Origin of the sequence: Nostocoides vanveenii (assembly GCF_039531165.1) — a bacterium.
Lineage (GTDB): Bacteria > Actinomycetota > Actinomycetes > Actinomycetales > Dermatophilaceae > Nostocoides_A > Nostocoides_A vanveenii.
Genome location: NZ_BAAAPN010000011.1, coordinates 64,494 through 84,479 on the forward strand (window position 1 = coordinate 64,494; position 19,986 = coordinate 84,479).

The 19,986-nt window shown below is 68.6% G+C and carries 24 protein-coding genes; 15 read left to right on the forward strand and 9 right to left on the reverse strand.

Annotated features, from left to right (window positions below):
• Positions 1-141 precede the first annotated feature (141 nt).
• On the forward strand, positions 142-321 hold the full coding sequence (locus ABD209_RS02065; protein WP_344061394.1) for a hypothetical protein: 180 nt from the start codon (positions 142-144) through the stop codon (positions 319-321).
• On the opposite strand, the gene ABD209_RS02070 is transcribed toward ABD209_RS02065, so the two are convergent.
• Positions 291-509: a hypothetical protein gene (locus tag ABD209_RS02070; RefSeq protein ID WP_344061397.1), complete on the reverse strand. Its 219-nt coding sequence runs from the start codon at positions 507-509 to the stop codon at positions 291-293. The two genes, ABD209_RS02065 and ABD209_RS02070, sit on opposite strands and share 31 nt — an antisense overlap.
• Before the next feature lie 12 nt (positions 510-521).
• Complete coding sequence (locus ABD209_RS02075) at positions 522-1,100, reverse strand: DUF3043 domain-containing protein (RefSeq protein ID WP_324387012.1); 579 nt, start codon at positions 1,098-1,100, stop codon at positions 522-524.
• Between the two features lie 87 nt (positions 1,101-1,187).
• Here ABD209_RS02075 and ABD209_RS02080 point away from each other — a divergent pair, with 87 nt between their 5' ends.
• From ABD209_RS02080 to aat, 7 genes are all read left to right on the forward strand, one after another.
• Complete coding sequence (locus ABD209_RS02080; protein ID WP_425564537.1) at positions 1,188-2,486, forward strand: dipeptidase; 1,299 nt, start codon at positions 1,188-1,190, stop codon at positions 2,484-2,486.
• 23 nt (positions 2,487-2,509) lie between these two features.
• Positions 2,510-3,700, forward strand: a complete 1,191-nt coding sequence (gene nadA, locus ABD209_RS02085) for a quinolinate synthase NadA (RefSeq protein ID WP_344061403.1) — start codon at positions 2,510-2,512, stop codon at positions 3,698-3,700.
• Positions 3,701-3,764: 64 nt separating this feature from the next.
• A complete protein-coding gene (locus ABD209_RS02090) occupies positions 3,765-4,934 on the forward strand; it encodes a glycerate kinase family protein (RefSeq protein ID WP_344061406.1) in 1,170 nt (389 codons plus the stop codon).
• 115 nt (positions 4,935-5,049) lie between these two features.
• Positions 5,050-5,406, forward strand: a complete 357-nt coding sequence (erpA, locus tag ABD209_RS02095) for an iron-sulfur cluster insertion protein ErpA (protein ID WP_344061409.1) — start codon at positions 5,050-5,052, stop codon at positions 5,404-5,406.
• Between the two features lie 241 nt (positions 5,407-5,647).
• Positions 5,648-6,220, forward strand: coding sequence for a hypothetical protein (locus tag ABD209_RS02100; protein ID WP_344061412.1), 573 nt, complete (start codon positions 5,648-5,650; stop codon positions 6,218-6,220).
• Positions 6,221-6,304: 84 nt separating this feature from the next.
• Positions 6,305-7,291, forward strand: a complete 987-nt coding sequence (locus tag ABD209_RS02105) for a carbohydrate kinase family protein (RefSeq protein ID WP_344061415.1) — start codon at positions 6,305-6,307, stop codon at positions 7,289-7,291.
• Positions 7,288-8,208 (forward strand): leucyl/phenylalanyl-tRNA--protein transferase, encoded by a 921-nt coding sequence (gene aat / locus ABD209_RS02110; RefSeq protein ID WP_344061418.1) that lies wholly within the window; start codon positions 7,288-7,290, stop codon positions 8,206-8,208. Before ABD209_RS02105 ends, aat begins: the two co-directional genes overlap by 4 nt.
• Before the next feature lie 56 nt (positions 8,209-8,264).
• Here the strand turns inward: aat and ABD209_RS02115 are convergent, their stop codons facing one another.
• Together ABD209_RS02115 and ABD209_RS02120 are read right to left on the reverse strand one after the other, a co-directional pair.
• Positions 8,265-8,537, reverse strand: a complete 273-nt coding sequence (locus tag ABD209_RS02115) for a sulfurtransferase TusA family protein (protein ID WP_344061421.1) — start codon at positions 8,535-8,537, stop codon at positions 8,265-8,267.
• A 5-nt stretch (positions 8,538-8,542) separates the two neighbouring features.
• A complete protein-coding gene (locus ABD209_RS02120; protein WP_344061424.1) occupies positions 8,543-9,688 on the reverse strand; it encodes an aminotransferase class V-fold PLP-dependent enzyme in 1,146 nt (381 codons plus the stop codon).
• A 168-nt stretch (positions 9,689-9,856) separates the two neighbouring features.
• On the opposite strand from ABD209_RS02120, the gene ctaC reads away from it, so the two are divergent.
• From ctaC to ABD209_RS02145, 5 genes are all read left to right on the forward strand, one after another.
• Positions 9,857-10,741: an aa3-type cytochrome oxidase subunit II gene (gene ctaC / locus ABD209_RS02125; protein WP_344061427.1), complete on the forward strand. Its 885-nt coding sequence runs from the start codon at positions 9,857-9,859 to the stop codon at positions 10,739-10,741.
• Between the two features lie 29 nt (positions 10,742-10,770).
• Positions 10,771-12,459: an aa3-type cytochrome oxidase subunit I gene (ctaD, locus tag ABD209_RS02130; RefSeq protein ID WP_344061499.1), complete on the forward strand. Its 1,689-nt coding sequence runs from the start codon at positions 10,771-10,773 to the stop codon at positions 12,457-12,459.
• A 9-nt stretch (positions 12,460-12,468) separates the two neighbouring features.
• The gene (locus tag ABD209_RS02135; protein ID WP_344061430.1) at positions 12,469-12,870 is read left to right on the forward strand and encodes a cytochrome c oxidase subunit 4; all 402 of its coding nucleotides are present in this window, start codon (positions 12,469-12,471) and stop codon (positions 12,868-12,870) included.
• Between the two features lie 61 nt (positions 12,871-12,931).
• The gene (locus ABD209_RS02140) at positions 12,932-13,255 is read left to right on the forward strand and encodes a hypothetical protein (protein WP_344061433.1); all 324 of its coding nucleotides are present in this window, start codon (positions 12,932-12,934) and stop codon (positions 13,253-13,255) included.
• 12 nt (positions 13,256-13,267) lie between these two features.
• Entirely contained in the window at positions 13,268-13,618 is a 351-nt protein-coding gene (locus ABD209_RS02145; protein WP_344061436.1) for a metallopeptidase family protein, read from the forward strand.
• A 72-nt stretch (positions 13,619-13,690) separates the two neighbouring features.
• On the opposite strand, the gene qcrB is transcribed toward ABD209_RS02145, so the two are convergent.
• From qcrB to ctaE, 4 genes are read right to left on the reverse strand one after another with little or no spacing between them, the layout of a single operon-like run.
• Entirely contained in the window at positions 13,691-15,439 is a 1,749-nt protein-coding gene (gene qcrB / locus ABD209_RS02150) for a cytochrome bc1 complex cytochrome b subunit (protein ID WP_344061439.1), read from the reverse strand.
• A complete protein-coding gene (gene qcrA, locus ABD209_RS02155; protein ID WP_344061442.1) occupies positions 15,436-16,572 on the reverse strand; it encodes a cytochrome bc1 complex Rieske iron-sulfur subunit in 1,137 nt (378 codons plus the stop codon). Before qcrA ends, qcrB begins: the two co-directional genes overlap by 4 nt.
• A gap of 3 nt (positions 16,573-16,575) precedes the next feature.
• Positions 16,576-17,361, reverse strand: coding sequence for a cytochrome bc1 complex diheme cytochrome c subunit (qcrC, locus tag ABD209_RS02160; RefSeq protein ID WP_344061445.1), 786 nt, complete (start codon positions 17,359-17,361; stop codon positions 16,576-16,578).
• A 28-nt stretch (positions 17,362-17,389) separates the two neighbouring features.
• Positions 17,390-18,049 (reverse strand): aa3-type cytochrome oxidase subunit III, encoded by a 660-nt coding sequence (gene ctaE / locus ABD209_RS02165; protein WP_486348459.1) that lies wholly within the window; start codon positions 18,047-18,049, stop codon positions 17,390-17,392.
• A gap of 96 nt (positions 18,050-18,145) precedes the next feature.
• On the opposite strand from ctaE, the gene ABD209_RS02170 reads away from it, so the two are divergent.
• Positions 18,146-18,583 carry a response regulator gene (locus tag ABD209_RS02170; protein WP_344061448.1) on the forward strand — a complete coding sequence of 146 codons (438 nt, stop codon included), beginning with the start codon at positions 18,146-18,148 and terminating at the stop codon, positions 18,581-18,583.
• A 7-nt stretch (positions 18,584-18,590) separates the two neighbouring features.
• The gene (gene trpD, locus ABD209_RS02175; RefSeq protein ID WP_344061451.1) at positions 18,591-19,673 is read left to right on the forward strand and encodes an anthranilate phosphoribosyltransferase; all 1,083 of its coding nucleotides are present in this window, start codon (positions 18,591-18,593) and stop codon (positions 19,671-19,673) included.
• An 18-nt stretch (positions 19,674-19,691) separates the two neighbouring features.
• On the opposite strand, the gene ABD209_RS02180 is transcribed toward trpD, so the two are convergent.
• The gene (locus tag ABD209_RS02180) at positions 19,692-19,973 is read right to left on the reverse strand and encodes an Lrp/AsnC family transcriptional regulator (RefSeq protein WP_324385833.1); all 282 of its coding nucleotides are present in this window, start codon (positions 19,971-19,973) and stop codon (positions 19,692-19,694) included.
• Positions 19,974-19,986 lie beyond the last annotated feature (13 nt).

Below are 19,986 nucleotides of genomic sequence, written 5' to 3' on the forward strand. Positions count from 1 at the left end.
TTTACCCCCGTCGAGTGGCCGGTTCAGCCCCGTCGAGTGGCCGGTGAACCGGCCACTCGACGGGGCTCGACTCTGGGCAATGCTGGGCGATGGTCTTCCTCATCTCGCCGGTGGACCTCGCTCGCGACGCACGCAATCGGGATGGCGAGCATCGGGTATGAGCACCTGAGCCTGTCGAATCCGATGGCCCTGGCGTTCAGCCGCCTGTCCGACGTGGTGGTTGGCGCGGCATACGGGATCGCGCTGGGTGCCTTCGTCGTGCGCCCCGCGGCGTGGCGCCGGCCCCGAACTCAGGCCGGCGTGAGCGGCATCGGGCCGTAGACCACGTTCTCGACGTGCACCAGGCTCACGGCCGCCGCGCCGGCGTCGGCGAACTCTTCCCAGGATTCGGCGAACCACGCCTCCGCGTCGGCTTGCGTCGGAAAGAACCCCGCCGGTATGCCGTCACTCACCACCGCACCCGCCGAATCGAAAGCGACCCAGCGATAGTCACCCAACCCCGCACTCATCCGGTCCTCCGATCAGTGCGGGTACTCGCCGCGGCCGACTTGCGGACGCGGCATCCGGGTGGGACGCATCTGCATCATCCGCATCGCCATATAGGAGCCAAGGCCCTTGACGGCGACGTCCTCGCCGAACTTCGCTCGCAACTGCTTCTTCAAGCGGCGCCAGGCGAGCACGCCGTCGACGACCGCCACGATGACGAGGACGTAGACGAACAAGAAGATGTAGAAGCCCCAGTTCTTGTTCACGAACTGCGCGACCAGCACCAAGATCATGAAGGGCAGCAAGAACTCCGCGACATTCCATCGGGCGTCGACGGTGTCGCGGACGAAGCGGCGCACTGGGCCCTTGTCGCGATTGGGCAGGTGGCGGTCGTCTCCGGTGATCATCGCTTGCCGCATCTGCCCGCTCGCCTGCGAGCGCCGGGCCCGGTCGGCCGCCTTGGCCGCCTTGCGGTCGGTCACCACCAGCGGCTGTTTGCGGGCCGCCTCCTGGTCGCGCCGCTTGGGCGTCGGGCGGTTCTTCGCCCCGGGGCGAGCCTCGTGGACCGGGCTCGCTTCGACGGGGGCGGCGGCTTTGTCCTTGCGTCCGAACACGGCGCAAGGATACGTGCTGGCTAGAGTCGGCCCGTGACCGTGACACCCCTGACCATCGACGAACTCCGCCACCGGGTCCACACCCTGATGCCCCAGGTGCGCACCGACTTAGAGGCCCTGACGCGGATCCCGAGCGTCTCGCTCGATGCCTTCGATCAGGGCGAGGTCGAGCGGAGCGCGTCGGCGACCGCGGCACTGTTCGAGGCAGAAGGCTTCGATGTCGAGATCTCGCGCGAGGGCGGCCGCCCGGCGGTCATCGCCCGCAAGGCCGGGCCGGCCGGCGCGCCCACCGTCTTGCTGTATGCCCATCACGACGTCCAGCCGCCCGGTCCGGACGAGCTGTGGACCAGCCCGCCCTTCGTCCCGACCGAGCGCGACGGCCGGCTCTATGGCCGCGGCGCCGCCGACGACAAGGCCGGGATCATGGCCCATCTGGCGGCGGTCCGCGCTCACGGCGATGCGCTGCCCGTCAATCTCGTCCTCTTCGTCGAGGGGGAGGAGGAGATTGGCTCCGAGTCGCTCCCGGCCACCCTCGCAGCGCACGGCGAGAAGCTGCGGGCCGATGCCATCGTGCTGGCCGACTCCACCAACTGGGCGATCGGCGAGCCCGCTCTCACAGTCACCCTGCGCGGCCTGATCCGCGTGGTCGTCACCGTCTCGACGCTCGCCCACGGCGTCCACTCCGGCATGTTCGGCGGCGCTGTCCCCGACGCCATCACCGCGCTAGTCCGCCTGCTCGCGACCCTGCACGAGGACGACGGCGAGATCGCCGTGGCCGGCCTGGTCACGGGGACCGCCAGTGACCTGCCGTATGACGAGGCCCGCCTCCGCGCCGAATCCGGCCTTCTCGACGGGGTTGCCATCATTGGGCGCGGCCCGCTGCTGGACCGGATCTGGGCCAAGCCGTCCATCACGACGATCGGCATCGACGCCCCCACGGTGGCCACGGCGTCGAACACCCTGGTCGCCTCGGCGAGCGCCAAGATCTCGATGCGGATCGCGCCGGCGCAGGATCCGGCCGCTGCCTACGACGCCCTGCGGGCCCATGTGCTAGAGCACGCGCCGTGGGGCTCCCAGGTGGAGATGCACCTGGACGACTCCGGCGAAGGCTTCGCCGCCGACGCCCAGGGCCCCATCTACGACGCGGCCCGGGCGGCCTTCGCCGACGCGTGGGGGCACCCGCCCGTCGACATCGGTGTCGGCGGGTCGATCCCCTTCGTCGCGGCCTTCGCCGAGCGCTTCCCGGAGGCGGCCCTGCTGGTCACCGGCGTCGAGGACCCGGACTCCCGCGCTCATGGGGCCGATGAGAGCCTGCATCTCGGGGAATTCGAGAAGGTCTGCGTTGCCGAAGCGGCCTTGCTCGCCCGCCTCGGCACCCTGGCCTGACGAAGCCGCCTATCCTTCGGCGTATGACTGCACCGCTGCCCCTGTTGGTCCTGGGCAAAGGCCGCGACCTGCACACCGAACGCGGGGTCGAGTGCCCGGGCGAGCTGCCGGCCGCATCCGACCCGGGTCTGGTGGAGCGGGCCCGGGCGGCCAAGGCGGCGCTCGGCGACCAGGTCTTCGTCCTCGGACACCACTACCAGCGCGACGAGGTCATCGAGTTCGCCGACACCACGGGAGACAGCTTCAAGCTGGCCCGGGAGGCTGCGGCCCGCCCGGACGCGCCCTACATCGTCTTCTGCGGCGTGCACTTCATGGCCGAGTCGGCCGACATTCTGACCAGCGACCAGCAGACGGTGATCCTGCCCGACCTCGCCGCAGGCTGCTCGATGGCCGATATGGCGGCCATCGCGCAGGTCGAGGACGCCTGGCTCGACCTGCAGGACGCGGGCGTCGCCGATGTCACCGTCCCGGTGACGTATATGAACTCCTCCGCCGCGATCAAGGCCTTCACCGGCCGGCACGGCGGCACGATCTGCACCTCCTCCAATGCCAAGACCGCGCTGAGCTGGGCCTTCGGCGAGCGCGGCGACGCTCAGGTCGCGGCCGGCACCGGCAAGGTGCTCTTTCTGCCCGACCAGCATCTGGGCCGCAACACCTATGTCCGCGACCTCGGCGGCCGGCTCGATGAGTGCGTCGTCTTCGACCCGCATCGCCCGATGGGTGGCCTGACCCGCGAGCAACTGCGCGACGCCCGGATGATCCTGTGGCGCGGCCACTGCTCGGTGCACGGCCGCTTCAGTGTCGAGGCCGTCGACGCGGCCCGCCGCGAGATCCCGGACGTGAAGGTGATCGTGCACCCCGAGTGCCGCCATGAAGTTGTCGAACTCGCCGACGAGGTCGGCTCGACCGAAAAGATCATCAAGACCATCGCCGCCGCGCCGGCCGGGACCTCCTGGGTGGTGGGCACCGAGCTCAACCTGGTGCGCCGCCTGGCGCAGCAGTTCCCCGAGCAAAGGATCGCCTTCCTGGAGAAGAACGTCTGCTACTGCTCGACAATGAACCGGATCGACCTGCCGCACCTGGTCTGGGCCCTGGAGTCGCTGGTGGAGGGCCGCGTCGTCAACCCGATCCACGTCGACCCGGTCGTCGCGGGCCACGCCCGCACCGCCCTGGACCAGATGCTGGCCCTGCCCGGCGAGACGCACAAAGACTGATGCCAAGCCACGCGGTGACGACACGCCGTATGCCGCACGCGTCCCTCGGCTCTAGGCTGCCGGAGTGCACGTCGTCATCGCACCGGACTGCTTCACGGGCACCCTCACAGCCACCCAGGCGGCCGAGGCGATCGCCGACGGCTGGGCGCAGACCGCCCCGCACTGCGTCCTGACGCGCCTCCCCCTCTCCGACGGTGGGCCCGGCTTCCTCGATGTCCTCGCGGCCCAACTCGACGGGGAGATGATCGCCGCCACGGTCGCGGACCCGCTCGGTCGACCGGTGCCCGCGAACGTCCTGGTCGTGGACGCGGGGGGCGAGCGAACGGCATACGTCGAGTCCGCGCAAGCGGCCGGCCTGCACCTGCTCGGCGCCGGCGAACGCAACCCCGCAATCACTAGCACGTATGGCGTGGGGCAGCTCCTGCTCGCCGCGCGCGCCACGGGGGCGCGCCGGATCGTCGTCGGTCTCGGCGGCAGCGGCACCAATGACGGCGGAGCGGGGATGCTCGCCGCGCTCGGCGCCGGCTCGATCGAGGACCTCGGCCGTGGCGGCCTTCCGTTGGCGGATCTCGGTCCGGATGCCCTTGGCGCCCTGACGAGCACCATCGCCGAGTGGTCCGATATCGACCTGCTCGCCGCCACCGATGTCGACAGTCCGCTGCTCGGGCTGCAAGGCGCGAGCGCCGTCTTCGGTCCGCAGAAGGGCGCATCGCCCCAGCTCGCGCAGGACCTCGAATCCGCCTTGGGCCATTTCGCCGACCGCGTCCGCCGTCACCTGCCCTGCCGCCTCGACCTGCTCACTGGCAAACAGCTGCGGCTCGATCGCGAGCCGGGCGCGGGAGCGGCGGGTGGGCTGGCATACGGGCTGCTCATCCTCGGCGCGCGGCGCGTCAGCGGCGTCGACCTCGTGCTTGCTGCTGTCGACTTCGCCACCCTTGCAGCGGCGGCCGACCTGGTGGTCACGGGGGAGGGGTGTTTCGACTGGCAGAGCCTGCGCGGCAAGGTGGTCGCCGGCGTCGCCGAGTGCGCCTTGGCCGCAGCCACACCCACGATCGTGATCGCCGGGCAGGCGCTCGTCGGCCGCCGCGAGAGCATGGGTATCGGCCTGAGCGGCGTGTATGCCGTGGCCGGCACCCCCGCCCAGGAGGAGGCGGCGATGACCGATCCGGTGGGCACGCTGCGCGCCCGGGCTGCCCGGGTGGCCGCGACGTGGTCGCCGCCGCCGTGGCCCTGATCTGACGCCTCGGCGCGTATCCTGCTAGGACACGCGGGAACATTCGGCGCCCCGGATGCTGTTTGCATCGGCAGAAGGACGTCGATCCACCGAACACACTGCGAAGGACCCACTCATGACCGTTCAGGACGAGACGACCACGACCACCCACGGCGTGGTCCTGACCGATGTCGCCGCCGGCAAGGTCAAGTCCCTGCTGGAGCAGGAAGGCCGCGACGACCTGCGCCTGCGCGTCGGCGTCCAGCCCGGCGGCTGCTCCGGGCTGATCTACCAGCTCTACTTCGACGAGCGCACCCTCGACGGTGACCTCGTGCGCGACTACGACGGTGTCGAGGTCGTCGTCGACCGGATGAGCGCTCCCTATCTCGAGGGCGCGACGATCGACTTCGCCGACACGATCGAGAAGCAGGGTTTCACCATCGACAACCCCAACGCCGGCAGTTCTTGCGCCTGCGGCGACAGCTTCAGCTGACCAAACGCGCGAACCGCCCGGCCCTCACCCCCGAGGTCCGGGCGGTTCGTCGTTCCGGGCCCTTAGGCCCGCTGACCAGCACGGACGCGCCCCCGAGGCGTGGCTGAGGCTAGGCTCAGCTTAGTTGAAAGGTCAAGAACGACGCGTATAGTCGATATTGCTGGACACCACGCCGGCCCGGGGCTCACCCAAAGGGCCCGACACCGCAGGGCTCTCCCCGGAAACCACAGGGAGAACCCCCGTGCGCAGCACACTCGACAAGCTCATCTCCTACCTCGGCCTCGCCCTGGCCGGGCTGCTGCTGGTCGGCGGCGGCCTGTTGCTCTGGGGCGCGAACTTCACCAACAGCAATGTCCACGATCAGCTCAAGCAGCAGGACATCACCATGCCGTCCGGCCCGGCCATCGAGGACCCGCTGATCAAGCCCTATCTCGAGCAGTACGCCGGCCAGGAGATGACCACGGGCGATCAGGCCCGCGCCTTCGCCGAGCACTACATCAAGGTTCACATGGACAAGTCGTCCGGCGGCCGCACCTATGAGGATGTCTCCGGCGAGTTCATCACCCTGAGCAAGGACAAGAACGCCGACCAGACCAAGGTCGCCGAGCTCGGCCAGCTGCGCCAGAGCCTCTTCATGGGCAACACCCTGCGTGGCCTGCTGCTCAACGCCTACGCCTTCGGCACGATGGCCAAGATCATGACGTATGCCGCCGTCGCCGCCTTCGTGGGCGCCGCCGCCATGGCCCTGCTCGCCCTGCTCGGCCTGCAGCACGCGAAGAAGGTCGCCAACGCCGCGCCGGCCCGCGCCGCCTGAGCCAGGCGCGTCCGGCCCACGGCCCACCGACGGCCTCGCTCGCACCGGTCATCCCGGGCGGGCGGGGCCGTCATACTTGCGCTCGTGCAAATCCTCGTCACGGGCTCGATCGCGACCGACCACCTGATGACCTTCGAAGGCCGATTCGCCGACTCACTCGTCGTCGAGCAGCTCGACAAGATCTCGCTGTCCTTCCTCGCCCAGGATCTGGAGATCCGGCGCGGGGGGATCGCGGCGAATATCGCCTTCGGGATGGCCAACCTCGGAATGCGCCCGGTCCTGGTCGGCGCCGTGGGGGAGGACTTCGTCTCCTACCGCAGTTGGCTGGAGCGCCACGGCGTCGACTGCGAGTCGATCCTGGTTTCGCAGACCAAGCACACCGCCCGGTTCGTCTGCACCACGGACTCCGACATGGCCCAGATCGCCACCTTTTATGCGGGCGCGATGAGTGACGCCCGGCAGATCGAACTCGGCCCGATCGCGCGCCGCGTCGGCGGGGCCGACTATGTGCTGATCGGGGCGAACGATCCGCAGGCGATGCTGCGGCATACGCGCGAGTGCCGCACCCGCAAGATCCCCTTCATCGCCGACCCCTCCCAACAGCTCGCCTTCAGTGACGGGCCGGAGATCAAGGAGATGATCGACGGCGCGGCCTACCTGATCACTAATGAGTACGAAGCCCGCCTGACCGAGCAGAAGACCGGCTGGAGCGAGGCCGAGATCGCCTCCCGCGTCACTCACCGGGTCATCACCCAGGGCAAGGACGGTGTGACGATCACCAGCCCGGGCGTGGAGCCGATCCACGTCGGTGTGGCCAAGGTTGCCCGCCTCGCCGACCCGACCGGCGTCGGCGACGCCTTTCGCGCGGGCTTCCTGGCCGGACTGGCCGCCGGCCTGGGCCACCGGCGGTGCGCCGAAATGGGTTCGGTGCTCGCCGCGCACGTCATCGAGACGGTCGGCACTCAGGAATACGAGCTGAGCAAGCGCGTCTTCCTCGAACGCCTCGCCGACGCGTATGGCGCGGACTCGGCTGGGGAGATCGCCCCGCACCTGCGCTGCCCGAGACCGTGAGTCCGGGCGGGGTCGCCGCAGTCGAACCGCCCCTGAGCGGCGCGGAGCCCGGGACCCCCGATGGCGCCCGCGGCGCCTGGCCGCCGCCCCAGGTCACGCAGCGGCCGGCTGGCGCCGCCGACGCTCCGCGGGCCGACCCGCCAGACTGCCCGGCCGGCCCGTTCGGTATTCCGCCGCCTCCCACCCTGCCAAACCCGCCCATCGTCCCCGGCCCGACGAACTGGCGGCTGGCCGACGCCCTGGCTCATCCGGATCCTGATATCGACCTCGTGGCCTTGGGCGCCGACCTGGAGCCGGCGACGCTGCTCGCCGCTTACCGGATCGGGCTCTTCCCGATGGATGTCCCCGAGGCGGGACGGCTCGGCTGGTGGGCGCCCGTCGAGCGCGGCGTCCTGCACCCAGCCGATCTGCACATCTCGCGCTCCCTGGCCCGCTCCAGCCGCCGCTTCAGCATCACCGTGGACCGGGCCTTCGCGCAGGTCGTCGCGGGCTGCGCCGCCCCTGGGCGCAAGGGGGCGTGGATCACGCCGGAGTTCGCCGCGGCATACGAGAAGCTGCACCGGCTCGGGTGGGCGCACAGCATCGAGGTCTGGTCGCCCGCCGGCCTGGCCGGCGGGCTATACGGGGTGGCGATCGGTGGGCTGTTCGCGGGCGAATCGATGTTCCATCGGGAGACCGACGCCTCCAAGATCGCCGTTGCCGGGCTGGTCGACGTCGTCTCGAGCGCTCCCGGCGGGCTGATCGACGTCCAGTGGCAGACCGGGCACCTCGCCACCCTGGGGGTGACCACCCGCACCCGCGAGGCGTATGCCGCCGCCCTCCCCGCCCTGACCGCCGCCCCCGGCCCCGACTGGCCTGCCTGGCGCCGGCAGGAATGGCGGGCAGGGAGGGGACAGCCTTTCCGCCCGATGCCCTAAAGCCGCTATTCGCACGGGAAGACTGCCCCTCGCGAGCGAGGGCTTTGCCAGGCGAATCAGCCGCCGAGCCGGACCCGGCAGCCCACCAGTCCGTCCGCGTGCTCAATCCCGATGACCGTATGCCCGCGCATCCGGCACCAGGCGGGCAGGTCGGCCGCGGCCGCGGGGTCGGTGGCGAGCACCTGGATCACCGTGCCGGCGGCCAGCGTGGTCGCGGCGCGCGCCGCCAGGATCACCGGCATCGGGCATCGCGTCCCGCGAGCATCGATCACCAGCTCGGCGGCGAGTTCGGCATCCTCACCGGCCTCAGCCGTCCGGCCTGGCTCCACGCCGTTCACAACTCGCCCGCCCCCAGGTGCGCCCGCACATCCGCGATCACGACCGGAAGCTCGGCGATCAGCCGCTCCACACCCTCGGCGCGATCGGTCGCGACGGGGTCCCATGGCAAGGTGGCTCGGACGTTTCCGTGGGTGAGCACGCCCATCGCGGTCAGCACATGGCTCGGCTCCAAGGTGGACGCGGTGCACGCCGATCCCGACGCCAGCGCCAGCCCGCGGCGGTCCAACTCGGTGACCAGGCTCTCGCCGTCGGCGAACAGGGCGCTGAAGGTCACGATGTGCGGCAGCCGATCGACCGGGTCGCCGACGACATCGACGTCCGGGATCGCCGAGGCCGCTGCCCGCAGGCGCTCGGTCAAGGCGAACGCCTCTCGCGCATCGGCCGCGCGCGCCGCGGACGCCTGCTGCCAGGCTTCTGCCGCCGCCAGCGCGAGGGGAACCCAGACCGGCGCGTCCGCCCGGCCGAACTCCGCCTCCCGGGGCGGCCCGGATCGCCGGAAGGCCGTGCCCGGCGCCACCACGACGATCCCCAGCGGCGGACCCGCCACCGCGGCGGCGTCCGCGACCAGCACGTCGTATGCAGGCGGGGCCGCCACTCGGCCCACACTCGCCGACGCGTCCACCACCAAGGGCACGCCGGTCGCGCGGCATACGTCGAGCGCCGGCGCCACCGGTTGGATCGTCCCGACCTCCCCATTCGCGTGCTGGAGCGCGGCTACCGCCGTGCCAGGAACGCCGACCGCGGCGGCGAAAGCAGCCATGTCGACCCGCCCCAGCCGATCGACCGGAACTTCGGCGAAGTCCTCGGACTCGCCCGACTGGGCTGCGGCATACCGGCCGGGGATCAGGATGCTGGAATGCTCGACCGCACTCGCGACCACCCGCCGACCGGTCCGCCGTCGCGGCCAGGCCACCCCGTCCATGGCCGCCGCAACGCCCGCGGCCCCACCGCCTAAGTGGAAGGTCAACGACTCGGGCGTCACCCCGAGGTCAGCGGCGATCACCGCGCGCGCCTGATTGAGCAGACCCGAGGCGAGCCGCGCCTCGCGGTGCAGGCGCCGTGGATCGGCCCAGCCGGCGTCGAGCGCGGCGAGCAGGGTCTCGCGCGCCTGCGGATGCAGCGGCCCGGGGGCTGCATCCAAGAGCCCGGACCTCCCGGGCCCGACCGGAACGGACGCCATATCTCGAACGTTACCGACCCCTGCAGCGCATTCGGATCGGCCTACGGTAGTTTTGGCACAGCATGTCCCTGCGGTCATGCTGCCTTCACATTTCCGCCCGCTCTGGACCGAACGAGGTGCCCGTTGCGATTGCCTGACACCGTGGCCAAGGCCCGGCGCTCCCGCGCCGTCATCGGCCTCGCAGTGACGGCTGCCGTCCTGAGCCTGGGAGGCTGCGGCCTCGCCGGCGCCCAGGGCAAGCTGTCGAATGGCTATCTGCCCGAGGGGGCCACCGCGGGCGCCGAAACCGTCCGGTCCCTGTGGATCGGCTCATGGATCGCGGCGCTGGCCGTTGGTGGTCTGGTCTGGGGCCTGACCTTGTGGTGCGTCGTCGCCTACAAGCGCAGGGCGGACGACCCGCCATTGCCCGTGCAGCTGAAATACAACGTGCCGATGGAGATCCTCTACACGGTCGTCCCGATCTTCATGATCGCGGTGCTCTTTTACTACACCGACCGGGACACCAATGAGTTGACCTCAACCAAGGCCACGCCCGACTACGTCATCAATGTCGTGGGCAAGCAGTGGAGCTGGGACTTCAACTACACCACCTCCGATGCCCACGAGTCGGGCACCCAGGCGCTCCTGACCGGCAAGCCCGGCGTCGAGGAGACCCTGCCGACCCTCTACATTCCGGTCGGCAAGCGCGTCGAGTTCCAGCTCACCGCCAATGACGTCATCCACTCCTTCTGGGTGCCGGCCTTTTTGACCAAGCTCGACATGATCCCGGGCCGCGTCAACACCTTCCAGGTGGTCCCGACCCGCGAAGGGACCTTTGCGGGCAAGTGCGCCGAACTGTGCGGCGCCTACCACTCCGAAATGCTCTTCAACCTCAAGGTTGTCTCGGTCGCGGAGTACGACAAGCACATCGCCGACCTCAAGGCCCAGGGCAATGGCGGCCTGCTGCCGCCTACTGTCCTGCGCGAGCCGATCATCAAGCAGGACACGGACAAGCTCACGACAGGGGGCAACTGACGATGAGTAGCATCACCTCCGACTCCACGATGTTGCGCACGGCCGACCGGGTCGAGCACAAGCGCTTGGCCCCAGGGACCACGGTTGTGAAGTGGATGACGACGACCGACCACAAGGTCATCGGCAATCTCTACTTCATCACCTCCTTCATCTGGTTCCTGCTCGGTGGCCTGATGGCGCTGGTCATCCGGATGGAGCTCTTCTCCCCGGGCATCGGCTTCGTCGACGACAAGCAGCAATTCAACCAACTGTTCACCATGCACGGCACGATCATGCTGTTGCTCTTCGCGACGCCCCTCTTCGCCGGCTTCGCGAACGCCTTGATGCCCTTGCAGATCGGCGCCCCGGATGTGGCCTTCCCGCGACTGAATATGTTCGCCTACTGGCTCTACCTCTTCGGTGGCCTGATCGCGGCGTTCGGCTTCCTCACCCCGATGGGCGCGGCCGCCTTCGGCTGGTTCGCGTATGCCCCGCTCTCCAACTCGGTCTTCAGCCCCGGCGTGGGCGGTGACCTGTGGGTCTTCGGTCTCGCCCTCGGTGGCTTCGGCACCATCCTCGGTGGCGTCAACTTCATCACCACCATCGTGTGCATGCGCGCGCCGGGCATGACCATGTTCCGTATGCCGGTCTTCACCTGGACCGTGCTCGTCACCTCGCTGCTTATCATCTTGATCTTCCCCCCGCTCGCCGCCGCGCTCTTCGCGCTCGGCGCGGACCGCCGCTTCGGTGCCGAGGTCTTCGATCCTGCCAACGGTGGGCCGATCCTGTGGCAGCACCTCTTCTGGTTCTTTGGTCACCCCGAGGTCTACGTCATCGCCCTGCCCTTCTTCGGCATCATCTCCGAGATCCTGCCGGTCTTCGCGCGCAAGCCGATCTTCGGCTACAAGACCCTGGTCTTCGCGACCATCGCGATCGCCGCGTTGTCGGTCAGCGTCTGGGCACACCACATGTACGTCACCGGACAAATCCTGCTGCCCTTCTTCGCGGTGATGACGATGGCCATCGCCGTGCCGACGGGCGTGAAGTTCTTCAACTGGGTCGGCACCCTGTGGGGCGGCCACCTGGTGTTCTCCACGCCACTAATCTGGGCGCTCGGCTTCCTGGTGACCTTCCTCTTCGGTGGCTTGACCGGCGTCATCCTGGCCAGCCCGGCCCTCGACTTCAGCCTCTCCGACTCCTACTTCGTGGTGGCCCACTTCCACTACGTCGTCTTCGGCACCGTCGTCTTTGCGATGTTCGCGGGCTTCTACTTCTGGTGGCCGAAGTTCACCGGCCGCATGCTCGATGAGACCCTGGGCAAGATCCACTTCGTCCTGCTCTTCGTCGGTTTCCACACCACCTTCTTGATCCAGCACTGGCTCGGTGTCGACGGCATGCCCCGGCGGTATGCCGACTATCTTCCCGAGGACGGCTTCACCCTGGCGAACCGGGTCTCCACCGTCGGCGCCTTCATCCTCGGTGCCTCGATGCTGCCGTTCATGTACAACGTCTGGAAGACGTGGAAGTACGCGCCGCTCGTCGACTCCGATGACCCGTGGGGGTATGGCGCGTCCTTGGAGTGGGCGACCTCCTGTCCGCCCCCGCGGCACAACTTCAACTCGCTGCCCCGAATCCGTTCCGAACGGCCGGCCTTCGACCTGCACCACCCTGAGGCCGCGCCCGCGTCTTTGCGGGCCGCCAACACCGCCGATGAGCGCCGACTGGCACGAAAGGGCTGATGACTTCCCATGAAGGCCGAGAGCTACTTCTTCGCCCTGATTGCCGTCTTTGGTGCGGTCATGGGCCCGATTTACGGGCACTTCACCCACTGGCAGGAGCCGGTCGGCCCCGTGGGGCTTTTCCTCGCCGCGGCTCTGGGCGCCATGGTTGCCTTCTACTTGTGGATGACGGGCAAGCGCATCGGCTACCGGCCGGATGACAACCCGGACGGCGAGATCGCCGAGGCCGAGGGCGACTACGGCGCGTTTGCTCCCTACTCGTGGTGGCCGCTATGGCTCGGCCTGACCTCGGCCCTGGTGTTCATGGGCATCGCGGTCGGCTGGTGGATCGCCTTCATCGGTGCCTTCTTCGGCCTCTTCGCCCTGGTCGGCTGGGTCTTTGAGTTCTACAAGGGCCAGCACGCCCACTGATCGACAACGCGCGGCGGCCTCCCCTCATCGAGGGGAGGCCGCTGGCCGTTAGGCTGCGGGCATGGCCAGCCAGCGCTCGCGTCCGTCTTCCTCCGGCCATCGACGAGGGTCGGGCCGGTCGTCGGCCGCCGCAGATCGCCGCGGGCAGGTGGAGAGAAACGGACCCAAGGGCATCCCTGCCGGGACGGTGATCGTCCTGTTGGTCCTGGCCTGCATCGTCCTGGTGGAGATTTGGCTGCTCAAGGTCAACTGGGCGACGGTCAGGGCGAGCACCCGCAACACCCTGCTGGCCGTGGCCTGGTGCCTGGTGCCGCTCATCGCCATCGGACTGGGGATCGGCTCCTCCATCCGCTATCAACGCCAGCAGCAGCGGAACGGACGCTGAAGGCGTCGGCACATGGTGACCATGAGCCCCGAGGAGTTCGACGCGGCCGTCGCCGACGCGCTCGATGAGATCCCCGCCGAACTGATGGCTCACCTGGACAATGTCGTCTTCTTCGTCGAGGACGAGCCGCCGGCCGACGAGCCGGAGATCCTCGGACGTTACGAGGGGATCGCCCTGACCGACCGACCGCAGTGGGGCGGTATCCAGTTGCCCGACCGGATCACGATCTATCGCGGCCCCCTGTGCCGGATGTGCTGGACCCGCGAGGAAATCGTCGACGAGATCGGGATCACCGTCGTCCACGAGATCGCCCACCACTTCGGCATCGACGACGAGCGCCTGCACGAACTCGGCTGGGGCTGACCACGCGCAACGGGTAAGGGCCCCGGGAGTCGCCTTCCGGGGCCCTTGCGCGCCGTACGCCGTGGTGTGGCGTCAGGGTCGGCCCGTAATACCGGCCGTCTCTTCACCGTAGGACTCCTCGGCGGCTTCGATCGCCTCGAGGTGCTCGGTGGAGTGGCCGTCGTGGTGGGCGGCCGCCAACTCGGCCGGGGTGACCGGCAGGAGGTTGTCCTGGAAGTAGAACCGGCTCAGGCGGGCCCGCAGGTTGCGCTTGCCACCGGCTGGGGAGGCCACGCCATGCGCGTCCACACCGGTGGTGAGCTGCAGGGGCTCCTGCGGGTCGTGCTGGACCAAGGTCCACCGGGTGTACTCATCCAGCGGCTCGTGAGCCTCGAAGAACTTACCCTCCGCGGTTCGCACGATCCGTCCGGTCTCCCGGCCGTGCAGGACGAGATTGCGGTCGGCGCGCTGCAGGCTCAAACAGATCCGGCGAGTCACCCAGAACGCCACGACCGGCAAGACGAAGGTCGCGGCGCGGAAGAAGTAGGTGATGTCGTTGATCGACATGTGCAGCTTGATCGCCATGATGTCGTTGGCCGCGGCGAACATGAGCACGCCGTAGAAGGTCAACGCCGCGACGCCGAGGCCGGTGCGGGTGGCCTGGTTGCGCGGGCGGTCGAGCAGATGGTGCTCGCGCTTGTCGCCTGTCACCCAGGACTCGATGAACGGATAGGCCGCCATCGCGCCGTACATGACCGGGATCAGGCCGAGAGCTCCGATGGCGACGTTCAGGCTGAGGGTATAGCCGAAGGCGTGGAACTCCAGCCAGCCGGGCAGGAGCCGCAAGGCACCATCGGCGAAGCCCATATACCAGTCCGGCTGGGAGCCGGCGGTGACAGGGGAGGGGTCGTAAGGCCCGTAAACCCAAATCGCGTTGATCTGCACCAGCGCGGCCACGACGGCCAGGAAGCCGAAGACGATGAAGAAGAAGCCACCGGCCTTCGCCGCATACACCGGCATCACCGGGAAACCGACGACGTTGTTGTTGGTGCGCCCGGGCCCGGGGAACTGCGTGTGCTTCTGCACCGCGACCATGACGATATGCGCCGTGAACAAGCCGATCAGGATGGCCGGCAGCAGCAGCACGTGGACGCTGAAGAGCCGGGGGATGATCGCCTCGCCCGGGAAGGGGCCGTCGAAGACCATGAACGCCAGATACGACCCGATGACGGGGGCGGACTGCATGAAGCCTTCCGCGGCCCGCAAGCCCGTACCGGAGAGCAAGTCGTCGGGGAGCGAGTAGCCAGCGAAGCCTTCGACCAGGGCGAGCATCGACAGGATGCAGCCGACGACCCAGTTAAGCTCACGTGGCTTGCGGAAGGCGCCGGTGAAGAAGACCCGGAGCATGTGCGCCGACAGGGCGACGATGAACATCAGCGCCGCCCAGTGGTGCATCTGGCGGATCAGCAACCCGCCCTTGATATCGAAGGAGATGCGCAGCGAGGACGCATAGGCCTCCGACATCTGCACACCCTGGAGCGGGACATAGGAGCCGTCGTAGGTCGTGTGGCCGGCGCTCGGGACGAACCAGAAGGTCAGAAAGACACCGGTCAGTAGGCAGACGATCATCGAGTACATCGCGATCTCGCCGAGCATGAAGGACCAATGGTCGGGGAAGACCTTCTTCATCAAGTAGTTGACGCCCTTGGCGGGGCCGAGGCGGTCATCCACCCAGCCGACCACGCCACCGAGCTTCTTAGCGCCGGCCGAGGGCGGCGCGGTCACGCGGGCATCGCCGGCACGCAGGCCATCGGCCGGTCGGGCGTTGTCGATGGTGGTCATCCACGCTCCCAGAAGCTCGGGCCGACAGCCTCATGGAAAGGCTGTGCGGCGACAAGGTAGCCCTCACCGTCAACGGTGATCTTCAACTGCGGCAAGGGGCGCTTGGCCGGACCGAAGATGACCTTGCAGTCGTCGGTCACATCGAAGGTGGACTGGTGGCAGGGGCAGAGCAGGTGATGCGTTGTCTGCTCGTACAGGCCGACGGGGCAGCCGACGTGGGTGCAGATCTTGGAGTAGGCAACGATGCCCTCGTGGCCCCAGGCCTGCGCCTTGCGGCCGCCGTCGGTGTCCTGGAACTGCGAGGGGTCGAGACGCATGAGCAGGACAGCCGCCTTGCCCTTCTCCTCGAGTACACCGTGCTCCAGGCCGCCTTCGCCCGTCTCGGGGTCGGGCAGCAGGCCCTCGGGCAGGACGTGGTAGACCGAGCCGATGGTGACATCCGAGGCCTTGATGGGCAGGTTCTCGGGGTCGCGCATCAGGCGCGGGAAGCCATTGGCGTAGGGCTCGTAGGTGCCGTCGTGCGCCGGCGTGCCATTCCACATGGTTTGGGAAAGCTGCTTGCGCGGCAACGGGCCGAGGCTGCCGACCAACTGCACCAGAAGGGGGAGTGAGAACAGGCCGAGCGCACCGCCGAGAGTGGCTTTGATCAACGGGCGCCGGAACAGCTGGCTCGACTCGCCGCCGCCGCGCATGACGTCGACGAAACCCTGGCGGGCCTCGTCGCTGCTGCGCATCGGGTGGCGTTCTTCGACGACCTCAGCGTCGGGCATCAAGGTCTTGGCCCAATGGACGGCGCCGAGCCCGATGCCCAGCAGGCCCAGCCCGAGGCCGATACCCAGGAGCAGATTGCTCGTGGCGATCTTGCCCAGGCCCGGCACGAAGCTGCGGTCGTGCGTTCCGACCGCGAAATACGCGACCAGGAACAGCAGGGTGCCCAAGATCGAGAGCCCGAACAGGCCAGCGACTTGGCGTTCGGCGCGCTTGGCACCCTTGTCGGACAGGTCCGACAACCGCTCGACATGCGGGGGAAGGCCGGGATTGACGAACTGCTCGGGAATGCCACCGTCACCGATGTGGTGGCCATCGTCCAGGCGGACGACGGTGGTCTCGTGTTCGGACTGGTGCGAACTCACGGATCAGGCTCCCTTCTGTCCGAGCCAGTAGGCGGCGCCCACGAGGATGCCCAGGCCGAAGACCCAGGCGAATAAGCCCTCGGGCACCGGGCCGAGCGAGCCGAGCGCCATACCGCCGGGGTTGCCGGTCTCGTTCATGGCCTTCAAGTAGGCGATGACGTCGTTCTTACTCTCGGGGCTGATGTTGTTGTCATTGAAGACCGGCATGCTCTGCGGGCCGGTCTCCATGGCTTCGTAGATGTACTTGCCGTCGACCCCCATCAGCGATGGGGCGTATTTGCCACGGGTGAGCGCGCCACCGGCGCCGGCGGAGTTGTGGCACATCGAGCAGTTGGTGCGGAAGATCATCCCGCCCTTGCCCGGATCGCCGCCCTCACCGGAGGTGTACTTCGCGTCCGGAATCGCCGGTCCGGGAGCCAGGGAAGCGATATAGGCCGCGAGCGCCGAGATCTTCTCGTCATCGAAGGTGACGTCCTTGCCGCGCGGCGCCTGCACGCCGGGCTCGGCCATCGGCATCCGTCCGGTGCCCACCTGGAAGTCCACCGAGGCCGCGCCCACGCCGGCGAGGTTTGGACCCTGCTCAGTGCCCAGAGCGTTCTTGCCGTGGCACGAGGCGCAGTTAGAGGCGAACAATTGCTTGCCCAGGGTGATCTGGTCGGCGGTTGCCTCGGCGGCCGTTGCGGCCTTGGGGGCGAAGGCGGCATAGGCGCTACCCGTGATCAGCAACCCCAGCAGAAGCAGGAAGAGGATTGCGGCCGGATGGCGCCGCCGCGCGGCGAGTGCGTTCACAGTGGTCTCTTTTCGTTGCGGCCGGAGGTCACTTGAGCAGGTAGATCGTCGCGAACAGCGCGATCCAGACGACGTCGACGAAGTGCCAGTAGTAGGACGTCACGACCGCGCCCGTGGCCTGGGCGTGGCTGTAATGACGGGTGGTGAAGGTCCGGCCGATGATCAGCAGGAAGGCGATCAATCCGCCGGTGACGTGCATGCCGTGGAAACCGGTGGTCAAGTAGAAGACCGAGCCGTAGCCGTCGGAGGAGAGGGTGATCCCGTCGTGCACGAGGTGGGCGTACTCATAGACCTGACCGCCGATGAACAGGGCGCCGAAGATGTACGTCAGGACGTACCACTCACGCATACCCCAACTGCCGACATTGAAGAAGCTGCCGGTGCGGGCGGCCTGGCCGTGCTCGGCCTTGTAGACACCGAGCTGACACCAGACCGAAGAGATGACCAGGACGGTGGTGTTCGCGGCCGCAAATGGCACGTTCAGGGTCGGCGTGTGCTCCGCCCACAGGTCTGGGCGCACCTGGCGAATGGTGAAGTACATCGCGAAGAGTCCCGCGAAGAACATCAACTCACTGGAGAGCCAGACGATCGTCCCGACCGAGACCATATTGGGGCGCGTCACCGGCCCCAACGAGTTGCCGTGAGTGGGCGATGACGTGCCGGAATGAACCGCGGATGCTGTGGCCACGCGGCCATTATGTCGGTAACGGAATCGGAAGTACGCGCGACCCCCCCGATTTATGTGCAGGACGTTATGAACCCTGCACGTGGCTAGGCTGTTCCCATGGCCCACAGCACCTCCGCGTCCGAGCCCACCGGTCCGCGCCGACTCTCTGTTCTCCTCTACAGCGATGACATCACCACGCGCGACGCCGTTCGCGCCGGGGTCGGGCGCCGGCCGAGCGCGGATCTGCAGATCGATTCCTGGCGGGAGTGCGCGACCGCCGCCGCGGTTATCGAGGCGGTCGAGAACGACGCCTTCGATCTGCTCGTGCTGGACGGGGAGGCCGCTCCGGTGGGCGGGCTCGGCCTGTGCCGTCAGCTCAAGAACGAGATCTTCAACTGTCCGCCCGTCCTGGTACTGACCGGGCGCCCCCAGGACGTTTGGCTGGCCTCGTGGTCGCTGGCCGATGCCGCCGTTCCGGCCCCGCTCGACCCCGTGGCGCTGTGCGCGGGGATCGGTCAGGCCCTGTCGGCCGCGCCGGCTCCCGCCGCGCGCTGACGTGCCGATGAGTGGTCCTGCTCCGGCCGCGAGTTGGCCGGATGTCTTGACGCGCCTGGTCAGCGGGTGCGATCTGACCCATGACGAGGCGGCCTGGGCGATGGATCGGGTTTTCTCCGGGGACGCGACCCCCTCGCAGGTCGCCGGCTTCGTCATCGCCCTGCGGGCCAAGGGCGAGACGGTCGAGGAACTGCGAGCACTGGCCGACGTCATGCTGGCCCACGCCCACCGCTTCCAGGCCCCGGCCGAGAGCATCGACATCGTCGGCACGGGCGGGGACCGCGCTCATACGGTCAATATCTCCACGATGTCGGCGATCGTGCTCGCGGGTGCGGGCCTGCAGGTCGTCAAGCACGGCAATCGGGCGGCCTCCTCGTCCTCGGGGAGCGCGGATGTGCTGGAAAGTCTCGGGGTCGACTTGAGGTTGAGCCCAGCTGACGTCGCTTCGGTTGGCGAACGGGCGGGTATCACCTTCTGTTTTGCGCAGGCCTTCCATCCCTCTATGCGCCACGCGGCGACGACCCGGCGAGAGCTGGGCATCGGCACAGTGTTCAACATGCTCGGTCCGCTGACCAACCCGGCGCAACCGACGTATGCCGCGGTGGGCGTCGCCGACGTGCGTGTCGCGCCGCTCATGGCCGGCGTCTTCGCCGCGCGCGGACGGGAGGCGGTCGTCTTTCGCGGGGGCGACGGGTTGGATGAGTTGACGCTCGCCGGGCCGTCGGATCTGTGGTGGGTGCGCGGCGGCCAGATCGTGCTCGACACGTTGACCCCGGGCGAGGTTGGCCTGGCCGAGGCGCCGTTGTCGGCCTTGCGCGGCGGCGAGCCCGCCCACAATGCCGAGGTCGTGCGCGAGTTGCTGGCCGGGCGGGGGAGCGACGGCGCCGGCTGGCCGGTGCGGGACGCCGTCCTGCTCAATGCCGGGACTGCGTTGGCTCTCGCTCGGGGGGCGGCTCGGCTCGCCGGCGATCGGCCCAGCCTGCTAGCGGCGCTCCGGGCGGGGATCGACGCCGCCGCGGCGACCCTGGACTCCGGGGCAGCGGCGGCTGTGCTCGATCGGTGGGTCTCGGCGACGCGCGCACCTGCTTGAGGCGGCTCGCCTTCGGCGTCAGTTCTCGATGCCGAGGCTGAACGCTGCTTCGAGGTCGTGCCGGGAGTAGGCGCGGAAGGCGATGTGGGTCGCGGTGCGGAGCACTCCTGGGGTCTTGTTGAGCCGGTCGGCGATGACGGCCGCGAGGTCTTCGTGGCGGGCGACCCGGACCATAGCCACGAGGTCGGCCTCGCCGGTCACCGAGTAGACCTCGCTGACGCCGTCCAGATCGGCAATCGCTTGGGCGACCTCCGGGATCTGGTCGACCTCGGCGTTGATCAGGACGATGGCGGTGATCATGGTCGTCAATGTA

Coding starts and splice junctions, on each gene's coding strand:
- ABD209_RS02065 (WP_344061394.1), top strand. CDS start 142: ATGGCGAGCATCGGGTATGAGCACCTGAGCCTGTCGAATCCGATGGCC.
- ABD209_RS02070 (WP_344061397.1), bottom strand. CDS start 509: ATGAGTGCGGGGTTGGGTGACTATCGCTGGGTCGCTTTCGATTCGGCG.
- ABD209_RS02080 (WP_425564537.1), top strand. CDS start 1,188: ATGCCCCAGGTGCGCACCGACTTAGAGGCCCTGACGCGGATCCCGAGC.
- nadA (WP_344061403.1), top strand. CDS start 2,510: ATGACTGCACCGCTGCCCCTGTTGGTCCTGGGCAAAGGCCGCGACCTG.
- erpA (WP_344061409.1), top strand. CDS start 5,050: ATGACCGTTCAGGACGAGACGACCACGACCACCCACGGCGTGGTCCTG.
- ctaD (WP_344061499.1), top strand. CDS start 10,771: ATGTTGCGCACGGCCGACCGGGTCGAGCACAAGCGCTTGGCCCCAGGG.
- ABD209_RS02135 (WP_344061430.1), top strand. CDS start 12,469: ATGAAGGCCGAGAGCTACTTCTTCGCCCTGATTGCCGTCTTTGGTGCG.
- ABD209_RS02140 (WP_344061433.1), top strand. CDS start 12,932: ATGGCCAGCCAGCGCTCGCGTCCGTCTTCCTCCGGCCATCGACGAGGG.
- ABD209_RS02145 (WP_344061436.1), top strand. CDS start 13,268: ATGGTGACCATGAGCCCCGAGGAGTTCGACGCGGCCGTCGCCGACGCG.
- qcrB (WP_344061439.1), bottom strand. CDS start 15,439: ATGACCACCATCGACAACGCCCGACCGGCCGATGGCCTGCGTGCCGGC.
- ABD209_RS02170 (WP_344061448.1), top strand. CDS start 18,146: ATGGCCCACAGCACCTCCGCGTCCGAGCCCACCGGTCCGCGCCGACTC.
- trpD (WP_344061451.1), top strand. CDS start 18,591: ATGAGTGGTCCTGCTCCGGCCGCGAGTTGGCCGGATGTCTTGACGCGC.
- ABD209_RS02180 (WP_324385833.1), bottom strand. CDS start 19,973: ATGATCACCGCCATCGTCCTGATCAACGCCGAGGTCGACCAGATCCCG.